At 65.0% G+C, this 15,939-nt stretch carries 11 protein-coding genes; 5 read left to right on the top strand and 6 right to left on the bottom strand.

What is annotated here, in order from left to right; genetic code table 11:
* Positions 1–5: 5 nt before the first annotated feature.
* The 4 genes from nagA to nagE are packed head-to-tail and all read left to right on the top strand — an operon-like array spanning position 6 to position 6,416.
* The gene (gene nagA, locus PMI20_RS08655) at positions 6–1,112 is read left to right on the top strand and encodes an N-acetylglucosamine-6-phosphate deacetylase (protein WP_007927723.1); all 1,107 of its coding nucleotides are present in this window, start codon (positions 6–8) and stop codon (positions 1,110–1,112) included.
* Complete coding sequence (locus PMI20_RS08650; protein ID WP_007927725.1) at positions 1,093–2,115, top strand: SIS domain-containing protein; 1,023 nt, start codon at positions 1,093–1,095, stop codon at positions 2,113–2,115. Before nagA ends, PMI20_RS08650 begins: the two co-directional genes overlap by 20 nt.
* Positions 2,116–2,145: 30 nt before the next feature.
* Complete coding sequence (ptsP, locus tag PMI20_RS08645; RefSeq protein WP_007927727.1) at positions 2,146–4,668, top strand: phosphoenolpyruvate--protein phosphotransferase; 2,523 nt, start codon at positions 2,146–2,148, stop codon at positions 4,666–4,668.
* A 26-nt stretch (positions 4,669–4,694) separates the two neighbouring features.
* A complete protein-coding gene (gene nagE, locus PMI20_RS08640; protein WP_007927729.1) occupies positions 4,695–6,416 on the top strand; it encodes an N-acetylglucosamine-specific PTS transporter subunit IIBC in 1,722 nt (573 codons plus the stop codon).
* A gap of 78 nt (positions 6,417–6,494) precedes the next feature.
* Here nagE and PMI20_RS08635 read toward each other — a convergent pair whose 3' ends face one another.
* Both PMI20_RS08635 and purL read right to left on the bottom strand, forming a co-directional pair.
* Positions 6,495–6,806 carry a YqfO family protein gene (locus PMI20_RS08635; protein ID WP_007927731.1) on the bottom strand — a complete coding sequence of 104 codons (312 nt, stop codon included), beginning with the start codon at positions 6,804–6,806 and terminating at the stop codon, positions 6,495–6,497.
* A 5-nt stretch (positions 6,807–6,811) separates the two neighbouring features.
* Complete coding sequence (purL, locus tag PMI20_RS08630) at positions 6,812–10,708, bottom strand: phosphoribosylformylglycinamidine synthase (protein ID WP_007927733.1); 3,897 nt, start codon at positions 10,706–10,708, stop codon at positions 6,812–6,814.
* Positions 10,709–10,983: 275 nt separating this feature from the next.
* Here purL and mltF point away from each other — a divergent pair, with 275 nt between their 5' ends.
* Positions 10,984–12,444 carry a membrane-bound lytic murein transglycosylase MltF gene (gene mltF, locus PMI20_RS08625; protein ID WP_037035078.1) on the top strand — a complete coding sequence of 487 codons (1,461 nt, stop codon included), beginning with the start codon at positions 10,984–10,986 and terminating at the stop codon, positions 12,442–12,444.
* 118 nt (positions 12,445–12,562) lie between these two features.
* Here the strand turns inward: mltF and pdxJ are convergent, their stop codons facing one another.
* The 4 genes from pdxJ to rnc form a co-directional block, all read right to left on the bottom strand.
* The gene (gene pdxJ, locus PMI20_RS08620) at positions 12,563–13,306 is read right to left on the bottom strand and encodes a pyridoxine 5'-phosphate synthase (protein ID WP_007932164.1); all 744 of its coding nucleotides are present in this window, start codon (positions 13,304–13,306) and stop codon (positions 12,563–12,565) included.
* A gap of 127 nt (positions 13,307–13,433) precedes the next feature.
* A complete protein-coding gene (gene recO / locus PMI20_RS08615; RefSeq protein WP_007932161.1) occupies positions 13,434–14,123 on the bottom strand; it encodes a DNA repair protein RecO in 690 nt (229 codons plus the stop codon).
* 124 nt (positions 14,124–14,247) lie between these two features.
* Positions 14,248–15,150: a GTPase Era gene (gene era / locus PMI20_RS08610; protein WP_007932155.1), complete on the bottom strand. Its 903-nt coding sequence runs from the start codon at positions 15,148–15,150 to the stop codon at positions 14,248–14,250.
* On the bottom strand, positions 15,143–15,832 hold the full coding sequence (gene rnc, locus PMI20_RS08605) for a ribonuclease III (protein WP_009042306.1): 690 nt from the start codon (positions 15,830–15,832) through the stop codon (positions 15,143–15,145). The genes era and rnc overlap by 8 nt, the downstream gene beginning before the upstream one ends.
* Positions 15,833–15,939 lie beyond the last annotated feature (107 nt).

Below are 15,939 nucleotides of genomic sequence, written 5' to 3'. Positions count from 1 at the left end.
TGCCCATGTCCGAACACAACATCCTCACCCCACAAGGCTGGATTCGCGGCCGCCTGAACCACCGGGACGGCAAGGTCACCGGCATCGAAGGCAGCCCCTGCGACCCGGCGGACAACGACCTGCCCTACCTGCTGCCGGGCTTCATCGACCTGCATGTGCACGGCGGCGGCGGCAAGGACATCATGGAAGGCGCCCCGGCGTTCGAGACCATCACCCGCACCCACGTGCGTTTTGGCACCACCTCGCTGCTGGCCACCACCATGACCGCGCCGACCGAGGAAATCACCCGGGTCCTGGGCGCCATGGGCGAATACTGCAAACAGCGCCCCAGCGGCAGCGCCCGGGTACTCGGTGTGCACCTGGAAGGCCCGTACATCAACCCGGGCAAGCTCGGTGCCCAGCCCAATTTCGCCCACACCGCACTGATGGCCGAAGTCGAGGCATACCTGCGCCTGGCGCCGATCCGGGTGATCACCATCGCCCCGGAAATCGCCGGCCATGACGCCTTGATCCGCGCTCTCAGCGCCCGCGGCATCCGCATGCAGATCGGCCACACCCTGGGCAGCTATGAGGAAGGCGTGGCCGCACTCGACGCCGGGGCCACCAGCTTCACCCACCTGTACAACGCCATGAGCCCGCTGCATCACCGCGAGCCCGGCATAGTCGGTGCCGCCCTGGCCCACGCCCAGTACGCGGAACTGATCCCCGACCTGCTGCACGTGCACCCCGGCGCCATGCGCGTGGCCTTGCGCTCGATCCCCTGCCTGTACTGCGTCACCGACTCCACCGCGGCAGCCGGCATGCCGGACGGCGAATACAAGCTCGGCAGCCACACCGTGACCAAATGCCTGGGTGGCGTGCGCCTGCCGGACGGCACCCTGGCCGGCAGCACCCTGACCATGGACCAGGCCTTGCGCAACCTGGTGAAGATCGGCCTGCCCCTGGCCGAGGCTTCGCAACGCTTGTCACAGTTTCCCGCCGATTATCTCGGCCTGGCCGAACGCGGGCGCTTGCAGGTCGGCAGCTGGGCCGACTGCGTGTGCCTGGACCGCTCACTCACACTGACCGCCGTGATGGTCGAAGGAGAAGACATTGACTTCAAAAATGCTTGAAGAGGCGCTGTCCGCCGCCGCGGCCGTCGAAGGCCAGTTGCAGCACCTGGACCCGCAACTGATCGAGGTGGCCGGGCGCCTGAACCGCCAGCCGCCGCAAGTGGTGATGACCGTCGCCCGCGGCAGCTCCGACCATGCCGCCAGCTACTTCGCCTACCTGACCATGCAGCAGCTGGGTTTCCCGGTCGCGTCCCTGCCGATGTCGGTGGTGACCATGCAACAGGCGCCGCTGCGGGTCAGCGGCCAGGCGGCATTCGCCTTTTCCCAGTCCGGGCAGAGCCCCGACCTGGTCAACAGCATGCGCCTGCTGCGCAAACGCGGGGCCTTGAGCGTGGCCATGGTCAACGCCCAGGACACCCCGCTGGAAGCCGCCAGCGAATTCTGCCTACCGCTGCACGCCGGCGCCGAACGCAGCGTGGCCGCGACCAAGAGCTTTATCGCCACCCTCAGCGCCAGCGCCCGCCTGATCGCCCACTGGAAACTGGACGCGCAGTTGCTGGAAGCCGGCCTCGCCCTGCCCCAGGGGCTGCGCGAAGCCGCGACCCAGGACTGGAGCCCAGCCGTCGAGGCCTTGCGCGATAGCCAACGGTTGATGGTGATCGGCCGTGGCGCCGGTTTCGCCATCGCCCAGGAAGCGGCGCTGAAACTCAAGGAAACCTCGGCGATCCAGGCCGAAGCCTTCAGCAGCGCGGAAGTTCGCCACGGCCCGATGGCGCTGATCGGCGACAACTACCCGCTGCTGGTGTTCGCCCCACGGGGAGCGGAGCAGGCCGGCCTGATCAGCCTTGCCGCCGACATGCGCCAGCGTGGCGCCCGGGTGCTGCTGGCGGCGCCGGACGACATCGTCGAACGCGACCTGCCCCTGGGCCGGGCCGAACACCCGGCCCTCGATCCGATCCTGGCGATCCAGAGTTTCTACGGCATGGCCGCAAGCCTTGCCGAGGCCCGGGGCATGGACCCGGACCAGCCACGGCACCTGAGCAAAGTGACCCGCACCCACTGAGCCTTTCCTTCAACGGATGAGTACTGCGCCATGTACAACAACAATAAAGACCTGACGCTCGGCGCTCCCTTGAGCGGCCCGGTGCTCACCCTCGCCAGAGTGCCCGACCTGGTGTTTTCCAGCGGCGCCATGGGCGACGGGATCGCCATCGACCCGCTGAACAACACCCTGCACGCCCCCTGCGCCGGCGTGGTGGTGCATGCCGCCCGCACCGGCCACGCGGTGACCCTGCGCGCCGACAATGGCGCGGAACTGCTGCTGCACCTGGGCCTGGACACGGTCCAGCTGCAAGGCGAGGGTTTCTCCATGCTGGTGCAGGAAGGCGCCCGGGTCAGCAGCGGCCAGGCCCTGCTGCGCTTCGATCTCGACCAGGTCGCGCGCAACAGCAAAAGCCTGATCAGCCTGATGATCCTGACCAACGGCGAACACTTCCAGACCCTGCCCATCACCCTGAAATCGGTGAAAGTCGGCGAACCGCTGCTGCACATCGTTCCACGCGCGGCCAACACGGCTCAGGCGGAAGCGGGTGACACCTCGACCGACGAGGTGGAAGGCCAGACCCGGGTCAATCATCGTGGCGGCCTGCATGCCCGGCCGGCCGCGCTGATACGCCAGACCGCCCAGGGCTTCAGCAGCAAGGCGCACCTGCATTTCAACGGCAAGTCGGCGTCCTGCGACAGCCTGGTCAGCCTGATGGGGCTGGGGGTCGGCGAGCAGGACGAGGTGCGGGTCAGTTGCCAGGGCAAGGACTGCAAGGCCGCCCTGCTGGCGCTGCTGGACGCCCTCGCCACCCCGCTGGCCGAAGACACCCATGCCGCGGCGCCAGCGGTGAAGGCCGTCGCGCCCCAGCGCCCCGCCGAAGCCGGGGTGATCCAGGGCGTCTGCGCCGCCCCCGGGCTGGTCTGCGGGCCACTGTTTCACCTGACCGCCATGACCCTGCCCGAAGACAGCGGCGGTCACCCGCCACAGGAGCAACTGCAGGCGCTGGACCTGGCGCTGGACAAGGTTCGCAGCGACATTCGCGGCACCCTGGAGCACGCCCGGCAACGCAAGGACAACCAGGAAGAAGCGATCTTCGCCGCCCATCTGGCCCTGCTCGAAGACCCGGCGCTGCTGGACGCCGCCCGCCAGAGCATCAGCCAGGGACGCGCCGCCACCCACGCCTGGAGCGACGCCATCGGCGAACAGTGCGAGATCCTGCTGCAACTGGGCAATGCCCTGCTCGCCGAACGCGCCAACGACCTGCGCGACCTGCAACAGCGGGTCCTGCGCGCCCTGCTCGGCGAGGCCTGGCATTACCAGTTGCCGGCCGGCGCCATAGTCGCGGCCCACGAACTGACCCCGTCCGACCTGCTGCAACTGAGCGAGCAAGGCGCTGCCGGCCTGTGCATGGCGGCCGGCGGCGCCACCTCCCACGTGGCGATCCTGGCACGCGGCAAGGGCCTGCCCTGCCTGGTGGCCCTGGGCTCGGAGCTTCTCGATGTGCCGCAAGGCCAGCAAGTGGTGCTCAATGCCGACCACGGTCGCCTGGAACTGACGCCGGACAGCACGCGTATCGAACAGGTCCGGCAGAGCCATCTGCTCCGTCAGCAGCGGCGCGAGCAACAACAGCAACAGGCCCAGCTGCCGGCCAGGACCCTCGACGGCCAGGCGATCGAGGTCGCCGCCAATGTCGCCTCCAGCCAGGAAGCCCAGGCCGCCCATGCCAACGGTGCCGATGGCGTCGGCCTGCTGCGTACCGAGTTTCTGTTTGTCGACCGGCATACCGCCCCCGACGAACAGGAGCAACGTCTGGCTTATCAGGCCGTGCTCGACGCCATGGGCGACAAGTCGGTGATCATCCGCACCATAGACGTCGGCGGCGACAAGCAACTGGACTACCTGCCGCTGCCGGTGGAAGCCAACCCGGTGCTGGGCCTGCGCGGCATTCGCCTGGCACAGGCCCGCCCGGAACTGCTCGACCAGCAACTGCGGGCCCTGCTGCAGGTCAGCCCGCTGCAACGCTGCCGCATCCTGCTGCCGATGGTCAGCGAGCTCGACGAACTGCTGCATATCCGCGAACGCATCGATTGCCTGTGCGCCGAGCTGGGGATCAGCCAGCGCCCGGAGCTGGGGGTGATGATCGAAGTCCCGGCCGCCGCCCTGCTCGCCGAGCAACTGGCCGAATACGCCGACTTCCTCTCCATCGGCACCAACGATCTGTCGCAATACACCCTGGCCATGGACCGTGACCATGCCGGCCTGGCCGCCCGGGTCGATGCGCTGCACCCGGCGCTGCTGCGGCTGATCGCCCAGACCTGCGCCGGCGCGGCCAGGTATGGGCGCTGGGTCGGCGTGTGCGGTGCACTGGCCTCCGACCCGCTGGCGACGCCGGTGCTGATCGGCCTGGGGGTCAGCGAGCTGTCGGTGAGCCCACCGCAAGTGGGCGAAATCAAGGAGCGGGTCCGCCAACTGGACGCTGCGCAATGCCGACGCCTCAGCCATGAGCTGCTGAACCTGAGCAGTGCCTCGGCGGTGCGTCATGCCTGCCACCAACACTGGCCCCTGAGCTGAATAACAAGAACACCGGGAGACACGCCATGTACCAATTATTCATCGAAGGCCTGCAGCGCCTGGGCCGTGCCCTGATGCTGCCGATCGCGATCCTGCCGATCGCCGGCCTGCTGCTGCGCCTGGGCGACACCGACCTGCTGAACATCGCGATCATCCACGATGCCGGCCAGACCATCTTCGCCAACCTGGCGCTGATCTTCGCCATTGGCATCGCCGTGGGCTTCGCCAAGGACAACAACGGCACCGCCGGCCTGGCCGGGGCCATCGGCTACCTGGTGATGGTGGCGACCCTCAAGGTGCTCGATGCCAGCATCAACATGGGCATGCTCGCCGGGATCATCAGCGGCCTGCTGGCCGGTGCCCTGTACAACCGCTTCAAGGACATCAAGCTGCCGGAATACCTGGCGTTCTTCGGCGGGCGGCGCTTCGTGCCGATCGTCACCGGTTTCAGCGCCGTCGGCCTGGGGGTGGTGTTCGGCCTGATCTGGCCGCCGATCCAGCACGGCATCAACAGCTTCGGCCAGTTGCTGATGGAAAGCGGCAGCCTCGGCGCCTTCGTGTTCGGTGTGTTCAACCGCCTGCTGATCATCACCGGCCTGCATCACATCCTGAACAACATGGCCTGGTTCATTTTCGGCAGTTTCACCGACCCGGCCACCGGCGCCGTGGTCACCGGCGACCTGACCCGCTACTTCACCGGAGACCCCAAGGGCGGCCAGTTCATGACCGGCATGTTCCCGATGATGCTGTTCGGCCTGCCGGCGGCGTGCCTGGCCATGTACCGCAATGCACTGCCGGAGCGGCGCAAGGTGATGGGCGGGATTTTCCTGTCGATGGCCCTGACCTCGTTCCTGACCGGCGTCACCGAGCCGATCGAATTCGCCTTCATGTTCCTCGCCCCCATGCTGTACCTGGTGCATGCCCTGCTGACCGGCCTGTCCATGGCCCTGACCAACCTGTTGAACATCCACCTGGGCTTCACCTTTTCCGGCGGCGCCATCGACATGGCCCTCGGCTGGGGCCGCTCCACCAACGGCTGGCTGGTGTTCCCGGTGGGCCTGCTGTACGCGGTGATCTACTACCTGGTGTTCGACTTCTGCATCAAACGCTTCAACCTGAAAACCCCGGGCCGCGAAGACACCCCGGGCAGCGAAAAAGCCGCCATGACCAACAATCAGCGCGCCGGTGCCTATATCCAGGCCCTGGGCGGCGCGGACAACCTGATAACCGTCGGCGCCTGCACCACCCGCCTGCGCCTGGAACTGGCCGACCGCAGCAAGGCATCGGACAACGACCTCAAGGCCCTGGGCGCCATGGCCGTGGTGCGTCCCGGCAAGGGCGGCAGCCTGCAGGTGGTGGTCGGCCCGCTGGCCGACAGCATCGCCGATGAAATCCGCCTGGCCATGCCCAGCGGCGGCAAGCCACTGGAACAGCCTGGCCCTGCCGCCGCGGCCTTCGAAACACCGCCAGCGGTGAGCATTGCGCCCCAGGAAGCCGTGAAATGGCTGGACGCCTTCGGTGGCAGCGACAATGTGCTGCAACTGGACTGCGTGGCCATGACCCGCCTGCGGGTGCAACTGGGCGACAACAAGGCGCTGTCGGAATGCCAGCTGAAGAACCTCGGCTGCCAGGGTTCCAGCCAGCTCGACGATGGTGTCTGGCACCTGCTGATCGGGGAAAAGGCCGCGAGCCTGAGCCAAGCCCTGGATAGCCTGATCAACCGCAGCGAGGTCAGCGCCAAGGTCTGACCCTCTCCTGCCGGAGAGCAGGCACAAAAAAGCCCGCTGACCGTTACCGGTTCAGCGGGCTTTTTCATGGGCGGGACCTTAGAAGTCTTCCAGACGCCAGACTTCATAAGCCGGTGTCTCGTAGGGATGGCTCTGCTTGAGGGCCATCACCACGCTACGGATCAACTCGTCGGCCACCACCAGCTCGACTTTCCATTCCTGCACCTGCTCGACCAGGCCGGTCTGCCCGAGAAACGGCTGGCTGCCGTCCAACGGGCGAAACTGGCCCTGGCCCAGCACCTGCCACGCGCACTGGTCGTAAGCACCGATCCGTCCGCCACCGGCGGCGAATACGGCGTTCTTGACCACATCCACGTGGCTGGGCGGGACGAAAAAGCTGAGCTTGTACACGGGCCTTAGTTCACCCACACGCGAGCGTTACGGAACATGCGCATCCACGCCGCATCTTCGTTCCACTCTTCCGGACGCCAGGAGTTCTGCACGGCACGGAACACCCGCTCAGGGTGCGGCATCATGATGGTGACGCGGCCGTCGCGGCTGGTCAGGCCGGTAATCCCGCGCGGCGAGCCGTTCGGGTTGGCCGGGTAGCTTTCGGTGACCTTGCCGTGGTTGTCGACGAAACGCAGGGCCACGCAACCGGACAGGTCGGCTTCAAGCAGCGCTTCTGCGCTTTCGAATTCCGCATGGCCTTCGCCGTGGGCGATGGCGATCGGCATACGCGAACCGGCCATGCCCTGCAGGAAGATCGAGTTCGACTCCTGGACCTGGACCATCGCCACACGGGCCTCGAACTGCTCGGACCGGTTGCGCACGAAGTGCGGCCAGAACTCGCTGCCCGGGATCAGCTCGTGCAGGTTGGACATCATCTGGCAACCGTTGCACACGCCGAGGGTGAAAGTGTCGCTGCGCTCGAAGAAGCCCTGGAAGGCGTCGCGGGCACGGCTGTTGAACAGTGCCGACTTGGCCCAGCCTTCGCCGGCGCCGAGTACGTCGCCGTAGGAGAAGCCGCCGCAGGCGACCATGCCCTTGAAGTCGTTCAGATCGACGCGACCGGCGAGGATGTCGCTCATGTGCACGTCGATCGCGTTGAAGCCGGCACGGTCGAACGCCGCGGCCATTTCCACCTGGCCGTTGACGCCCTGCTCGCGCAGCACGGCAACCTGGGGACGCACACCTTTCTTGATGTAAGGCGCGGCGATGTCCTGGTTGACGTCGAAGCTCAGCTTGACGCTCAGGCCCGGGTTGTCTTCTTCCAGCAGGACGTCGAATTCCTGCTCGGCGCAGTCGGCGTTGTCCCGCAGGCGCTGGATCTGGTAGCTGGTTTCAGCCCACTGGCGCTGCAACAGGCGACGCTCGCCGGCGAAGATATTCTCGCCGTTGAAGGTGATGTTGATATGGCCGTTGTTGACCGGCTGGCCGATCACCGCCACGCAGTCGCCCAGGCCGGCGGCGCTGAACTGCGCCAGCACATCCGGGGTTGCGTCCTGGCGCACCTGGATCACCGCACCCAGTTCTTCGTTGAACAGGATGGCGGCGATCTCGGCCGAGCTCTCGGCCAGGGCGTCGAGGTTCAGGTTCAGGCCGCAGTGACCGGCGAAGGCCATTTCCACCACGCTGGTCAGCAGGCCACCGTCGGAACGGTCGTGGTAAGCCAGCAGGTGACCGTCGGCGTTGAGGCCCTGGATCACCGCGAAGAAGGCTTTCAGGTCTTCGGCGTCATCGACGTCCGGGGCCTGCTTGCCGAGCTTGCCGTGCACCTGGGCGAGGATCGAGGCGCCCATGCGGTTCTGGCCACGACCGAGGTCGATCAGGACCAGATCGGTGGTGCCCTTGTCCATGCGCAGTTGCGGGGTCAGGGTCTGGCGGATGTCCGCCACAGGCGCGAAACCAGTCACGATCAGCGACATCGGCGAGGTCACGGTTTTTTCTTCACCGTTGTCGTTCCAGCGCGTGGCCATGGACATCGAGTCCTTGCCCACTGGAATGGTGATGCCCAGCTCAGGGCACAGTTCCATGCCGACCGCTTTCACGGTGTCGTACAGCCGTGCGTCTTCGCCCGGGTGGCCGGCGGCGGACATCCAGTTCGCCGACAGCTTGATGTCGGAGATCTTGTTGATGCGCGACGCGGCAATGTTGGTCAGGGTTTCGCCGATGGCCATGCGGCCCGACGCCGGGGCGTCCAGCAGCGCCAGCGGAGTACGCTCGCCCATGGCCATGGCTTCACCGGTGTAGACGTCGAAACTGGTGGCGGTGACGGCCACGTCGGCCACCGGAACCTGCCATGGGCCGACCATTTGGTCACGGGCCACCAGGCCGGTGATGGTGCGGTCGCCGATGGTGATCAGGAAGCTTTTGCTCGCGACGGCCGGGTGATGCAGGACGCGCTCGATGCTTTCGCCGATGTCGAGGTTCGACGGGTCGAAATCGTCGCCCAGCTCGGCTTCACGAACCACCGAACGGTGCATGCGCGGCGCCTTGCCCAGCAGCACTTCCAGTGGCATGTCCACCGGGCTGTTGCCGAAGTGGCTGTCCGTGACCGTCAGATGCGGTTCGGCGGTGGCTTCACCGACGACGGCAAACGGGCAACGCTCACGTTCGCAGATGGCCTGGAAGCGCTCGAAGTCGGCCGGGCCGACGGCCAGAACGTAGCGTTCCTGGGATTCGTTGCTCCAGATTTCGTGCGGGGCCATGCCCGGCTCGTCGTTTGGAATGTTGCGCAGTTCGAAACGGCCACCGCGGTCGCCGTCGTTGACCAGTTCCGGGAAGGCGTTGGACAGACCGCCCGCGCCGACGTCGTGGATGAAGCTGATCGGGTTCTTGTCGCCCAGCTGCCAGCAACGGTCGATGACTTCCTGGCAACGGCGCTCCATTTCCGGGTTTTCACGCTGAACGGAAGCGAAGTCCAGATCCGCCGAGCTGGTGCCGGTGGCCATGGAGGAAGCGGCGCCGCCACCCAGGCCGATGAGCATCGCCGGGCCGCCGAGGACGATCAGCTTGGAGCCGACGACGATCTCGCCTTTCTTGACGTGCTCTTCGCGAATGTTGCCCATGCCGCCGGCCAGCATGATCGGCTTGTGGTAACCACGCACTTCATCACCGTGCGGGGTGGCGATCGACTGTTCGAAGGTACGGAAGTAGCCGGTCAGGGCCGGACGACCGAATTCGTTGTTGAACGCGGCGCCGCCCAGCGGGCCTTCGATCATGATGTCCAGCGCGGTGACAATGCGCTCAGGCTTGCCGTACGGCACTTCCCACGGCTGTTCGAAGCCCGGGATCTGCAGGTTGGATACGGTGAAACCGGTCAGGCCGGCCTTTGGCTTGGCGCCACGCCCGGTTGCGCCTTCATCGCGGATCTCGCCACCGGAACCGGTGGATGCGCCCGGGAACGGGGCGATGGCGGTCGGGTGGTTGTGAGTCTCGACCTTCATCAGGATGTGCACCGGCTCCTGCACCGCGCCGTATTGGCGGGTTTCAGGGTTCGGGAAGAAACGGCCGGCGACATTGCCGACGATCACCGAGGCGTTGTCCTTGTAAGCCGACAGCACACCTTCGTTGTGCATCTGATAGGTGTTCTTGATCATGCCGAACAGGCTTTTTTCCTGGCTCTGGCCGTCGATGTCCCAACTGGCGTTGAAGATCTTGTGACGGCAGTGCTCGGAGTTGGCCTGGGCGAACATCATCAGTTCGATGTCATGCGGGTTGCGCTTGAGGCCCTGGAAGGCGTTGACCAGGTAATCGATTTCGTCTTCGGCCAGGGCCAGGCCCAGTTCGGTGTTGGCCTGTTCCAGCGCGGCGCGGCCACCACCGAGGATATCGATGGCGGTCAGCGGCTTCGGCGTGGCATGGCTGAACAGGCCGGCAGCCTGCTCCAGGTTGCCCAGCACAATCTGGGTCATGCGGTCGTGCAGGGTGTCGGCGATCAACTGCGCTTGCACGTCGCTGAATTCACCGGCCACGTAGAAGGCAATGCCGCGCTCCAGGCGCTGGATCTTGCTCAGGCCACAGTTGCGGGCGATATCGCTGGCCTTGCTCGACCAGGGCGAGATGGTGCCGAAACGCGGCAGCACCAGGAACAGACGACCGGTAGGTTCTTGCACCGGTACGCTTGGGCCGTACTTCAGAAGGCGCGCAAGCACCTGCTGTTCGTCGCCGGTCAGGACGCCGGTAACTTCGGCGAAGTGAGCGAATTCAGCATACAGGCCACTGACAGCTGGAACCTTCTGGCTCAGTTGCTCAAGGAGTTTGCTGTGGCGAAAGGCAGAAAGGGCAGGAGCGCCGCGCAGGATCAACATCTTCGGGACAGCCTCGGGAAGGGGGTGTGCTTTGAGGCCGTGCATTCTAGCCTAAACCGCCCGCGACGGCACCCGAAACGGCACGCCCGAGCGCGGCCAGACGTCGGCCTGCGCGCAGCACCCTGTGACAAAGGCTCGTCAGGACCAATTTCACCCCTCTCCACGGGCCCCGAAGGCCCATTCCCGAGGGCTCTGGCCGGGGGCTGGAACCTCTAGCAGACAAGCCCTTCGCTGTCGAGATATGGCGGTTGTTGTCCTTTGCGTATACTGCGCAGATGTTTTCCCCTATGGCTTTACGTCCGCGCTGTGCCCGATGGCTCATCGCAACCGGACTCTTCCTGATGCTCAGTGCCTGCGTTGAGAAACCCAGCACGCTCGAGCGAGTAAAGGAGGATGGCGTGCTGCGGGTGGTCACCCGTAACAGCCCGGCCACCTACTTTCAGGATCGCAACGGTGAAACCGGCTTCGAATACGAGCTGGTGAAACGTTTCGCCGACGACCTGGGGGTGACGCTGAAGATCGAAACCGCGGACAACCTCGACGACCTCTTCGACCAGCTGGGTAAACCTAACGGCCCGGTGCTGGCTGCTGCCGGTCTGGTCAGCAGCGAGAAACGCAAGCAGCAAGTCCGGTTTTCCCACACTTATCTGGAAGTCACCCCGCAGATCATCTACCGCAACGGCCAGTCCCGCCCCACCGATGCGGGCGACCTGGTCGGCAAGAAGATCATGGTGCTCAAGGGCAGCACCCACGCCGAGCAACTGGCCGAACTCAAGCTGAAATACCCCGGCATTCAATACGAAGAGTCCGACGAGGTTGAAGTGGTCGACCTGCTGCGCATGGTCGACGAGGGGCAGATCGACCTGACCCTGGTGGATTCCAACGAAGTGGCGATGAACCAGGTGTATTTCGCCAATATCCGCGTGGCCTTCGACCTTGGCGATGCCAGCAACCAGAGCTGGGCCGTGGCCGCCGGCGAAGACAACAGCCTGCTCAACGAAATCAACGCCTTCCTCGACAAGGTGCAGAAGAACGGCACCCTGCAGCGCCTGAAGGATCGTTATTACGGGCATGTGGACGTCCTGGGTTATGTCGGCGCTTACACCTTTGCCCAGCACCTGCAGCAGCGCCTGCCCAAATACGAGAAGCACTTCAAGGCCTCGGCCAAGGAAGAAAAGGTCGACTGGCGCCTGCTGGCGGCCATCGGCTACCAGGAATCCTTGTGGCAACCGAGCGTCACCTCCAAGACCGGCGTGCGCGGCCTGATGATGCTGACCCAGAACACCGCCCAGGCCATGGGCGTGTCCAACCGCCTGGACGCCAAGCAAAGCATCCAGGGCGGCGCCAAGTACCTGGCGTACATGAAGGATCAGCTGGACGACAAGATCGAAGAGCCGGACCGCACCTGGTTCGCCCTCGCCGCCTATAACGTCGGCAGCGGCCATTTGGACGACGCCCGCAAGCTGGCGCAAAAGGAAGGGCTGAACCCGAACAAGTGGCTGGACGTGAAGAAGATGCTGCCGCGTCTCTCGCAGAAGCAGTGGTACAGCAAGACCCGCTATGGCTACGCCCGGGGCGGCGAGCCGGTGCATTTCGTCGCCAACATCCGTCGCTACTACGACATCCTGACCTGGGTCACGCAGCCGCAGCTGGAAGGCGACCAGGTGGCCGAGGGCAACCTGCACGTGCCGGGCGTGGACAAGACCAAGCCGACCCAGGAAACCCCGCCGCTTTAAACCCTCTGTCGTAACCGCTACCGAAGGCTGCGATAGGCCCACAGGGCCTGGACAACCGTAAAATCGCCACGACCGTTCCGGTCGATCGCAGCCTGCGGCAGCGGCTACAGAGTTTCCGTCAGGCCTTGGCCGCCGCCAGGATCAGCGCCTTCATCTCCGCCACTGCACCTTTGAAACCGACGAACAGCGCATGGGCCACCAGCGCATGGCCAATGTTCAACTCGTTGATGCCCTTGATCGCCGCGACCGCCTCGACGTTGTGGTAATGCAGGCCGTGGCCGGCATTGACGATCAGGCCCTGGCCCAGGCCGAAAGCCACGCCGTCGGCCACGCGCCGCAGTTCCTCAGCCACCTCGCTCGGCGTTTCGGCATCGGCATAACGCCCGGTGTGCAGCTCGATGGCTGGCGCGCCCACGCGGCGGGAGGCAGCGATCTGCCGCTCATCGGCGTCGATGAACAGCGACACTTCGGCGCCGATCTTCGACAGCCGCTCTACCGCCGCCTTGATCCGCGCTTCCTGCCCGGCGACATCCAGGCCGCCCTCGGTGGTCAGCTCCTGGCGGGTTTCCGGAACCAGGCAGATGTGCGCCGGACGGATGCGCTCGGCGAACGCCATCATTTCCTCGGTGACGCCCATCTCGAAGTTCATGCGGGTTTGCAGCACGTCCTTGAGCAGCAGCACGTCGCGCTCCTGGATATGCCGGCGGTCCTCGCGCAGGTGCACGGTGATGCCGTCGGCCCCCGCCTCTTCCGCGTCCAGCGCCGCCTTGACCGGGTCAGGGTAACGGGTGCCCCGGGCCTGACGCAGGGTGGCTACGTGGTCGATGTTCACGCCAAGAAGAATGCGATTGCTGGTGGTCACGGAAGCGCTCCTGAGGAGTTAGAGATTCGGTGCACAGCATATAGTGTCCGCTGGCGAAAATAACTGCCGGCTTTCGGTCGCACGAGCAAGCCAGGCAGGATTCGAGCGTATTGGCGTAATGGGACGACTAGGGCTTGCGAAACAATTCGCGACTGACCAAGGGCCGACCGCCCAGGTGCACCGCCAGTGCCTGGCGCATCAGGCGCTTGGCCGCCGCCAGCGCGCCGGGGGCGCTCCAGTCGGCTTGCGCCATGGCCAGCAGCTCGGTGCCGTTGAACAGGCCTGGTTGCAACAGGTGAACCTGCTCCAGACCGGCATCCACCTGCAGGCGGTACATGCCCTGCGCCTCAATCGGCGCGCCGTGGATATCCATGTCCAGGGCGAAGCCATAGCCCAGGTCGTCCAGCAGGCGCCATTCGAACGCACGCAGCAAGGGTTCGAGGGCCCTGCCCTCGGCCAAAGCCAGCAAGGTTGCCGCATAGTGCTCGAAGATCGCCGGATGCGGGTCTTCGGCGGGCAGCAGGCGGATCAGCAGCTCATTGAGGTAGAGGCCGCTGAACAGTGCCTCGCCGTTGAGCCAGGTGGAGGTTCCCGCGCTTTCCATGCGCCCGACGTTTTTCAGCTCGCCGCGCCCACGAAATTCGACTTCCAGCGGCACGAACGGCCGCGCCAGGGTCCCGGCCTTGCCCCGCGCGCCACGCAACACCGCGCGCAGCCGCCCCTGGGGCGTGAGGAAGTCCACCAATGCACTGCTCTCGCGATAGGCGCGACTGTGCAGGACATAAGCGGGCTGGCCGATGGGAGCGTTACTGGACATAGGTGTCGAGGGAATCTCAAGGCTTGAGAAAGTGACAGGTCCACGGGGAGGTTCGTTGAACCTTTATCGCCAGCGGCTCGCCCCCTGCACGTTGCAGGAACGAGGCGCCGGCGACGGGGCAGGATTACAGGTCGCCGTAGCCCAGCGAACGCAGGGCACGCTCGTCGTCGGACCAACCGCCTTTGACCTTGACCCACAGGTTGAGCATGACCTTGGAGTCGAACAGCAGCTCCATGTCCTTGCGCGCTTCCATGCCGATGCGCTTGATGCGCTCACCCTTGTCGCCAATGATGATTTTCTTCTGGCCGTCGCGTTCGACGAGGATCAAGGCATGAATGTGCAGGGTCTTGCCCTGCTGCTTGAACTCTTCGATTTCCACGGTGATCTGGTACGGCAGCTCGGCACCCAGCTGGCGCATGATCTTCTCGCGCACCAGTTCGGCGGCGAGGAAACGGCTGCTGCGGTCGGTGATCTGGTCTTCCGGGAAGAAGTGATCGTTTTCCGGCAGGTGCTTGGCGATCAGGCCTTCCAGGGCTTCCAGGTTGTGGCCTTGCTGGGCCGATACCGGGACGATCTCGGCATTCGGCAACTGCTCCTGCAACCAGGTCAGGTGCGGCATCAGCTCGGCCTTGTCCTCGATACGGTCGGTCTTGTTGATCGCCAGGATCACCGGGCCCTGCACGTACTGCACACGCTCCAGCACCAGCTGGTCTTCGTCGGTCCACTTGGTGCGGTCAACGACGAAGATCACCACGTCGACGTCTTTCAAGGCCGCCGAGGCGGTCTTGTTCATGTAGCGGTTCAGCGCCTTCTCGTTGCTCTTATGCATGCCCGGGGTGTCGACGTAGATCGCCTGGATGGCGCCTTCGGTCTTGATGCCTAGCATGTTGTGCCGAGTGGTCTGCGGCTTGCGCGAGGTAATGGCCAGCTTCTGCCCCAGGATATGGTTCAGCAGCGTGGACTTGCCCACGTTCGGACGGCCGACGATGGCGACATAGCCACAGCGTGTTGCGGTTGTATCAGTCATGGCCATTCTCCACGCCCAGGGCAATCAGTGCTGCGGCGGCCGCTACCTGTTCGGCAATGCGACGGCTTACACCCTGACCTCGGCTTTTTTCGTTCAGTAGGGTGATTTCACATTCGACGAAGAACGTCCGGCAATGGGGCTCACCCTGGATATCCACCACTTCGTAGCGGGGCAGTTCACAGGCACGCGACTGCAGGAATTCCTGCAGGCGGGTCTTGGGGTCCTTGTTGGTGTCGACCAGCGTCAGGCTGTCGAACTCGGACGTCAGCCAGGACAGCACGCGCTCACGCGCGACCTCCATGCCGGCATCCAGGTAGATCGCACCAATCAGCGCTTCCAGGGCATCGGCGAGGATCGACTCACGACGAAAGCCGCCGCTTTTCAACTCACCGGAGCCCAGGCGCAGGTATTCACCCAGATCGAAACCACGGGCCAGTACGGCCAGGGTTTCACCCTTCACCAGGCGCGCGCGCAGACGCGACAGCTGGCCTTCGCGAGCCTGGGGAAAACGCTCGAACAGCGCTTCGCCGGCGACGAAGTTGAGAATGGCATCACCGAGGAACTCCAGGCGTTCGTTGTTGCGCCCGGCAAAACTGCGGTGAGTGAGGGCCAGGACCATCAGTTCCTGGTCCTTGAAGGTGTAACCGAGCTGACGCTCGAGACGGCTCAAAGAAACGCTCACGGTTTACCCACGCTGAGTTCGTGGTTGAATTTCACCACCTTGGAGACAAGGCACGAGGTGCCTGTGGCAATTAACGCTGTGTTCAAATCCACATCCTGAATATCGTT

The sequence above is a fragment of the Pseudomonas sp. GM17 genome (assembly GCF_000282175.2).
Lineage (GTDB): Bacteria > Pseudomonadota > Gammaproteobacteria > Pseudomonadales > Pseudomonadaceae > Aquipseudomonas > Aquipseudomonas chlororaphis.
The sequence above is the reverse complement of the archived record's forward strand: the minus strand, read 5'-3'. Positions and strand labels throughout refer to the sequence as shown.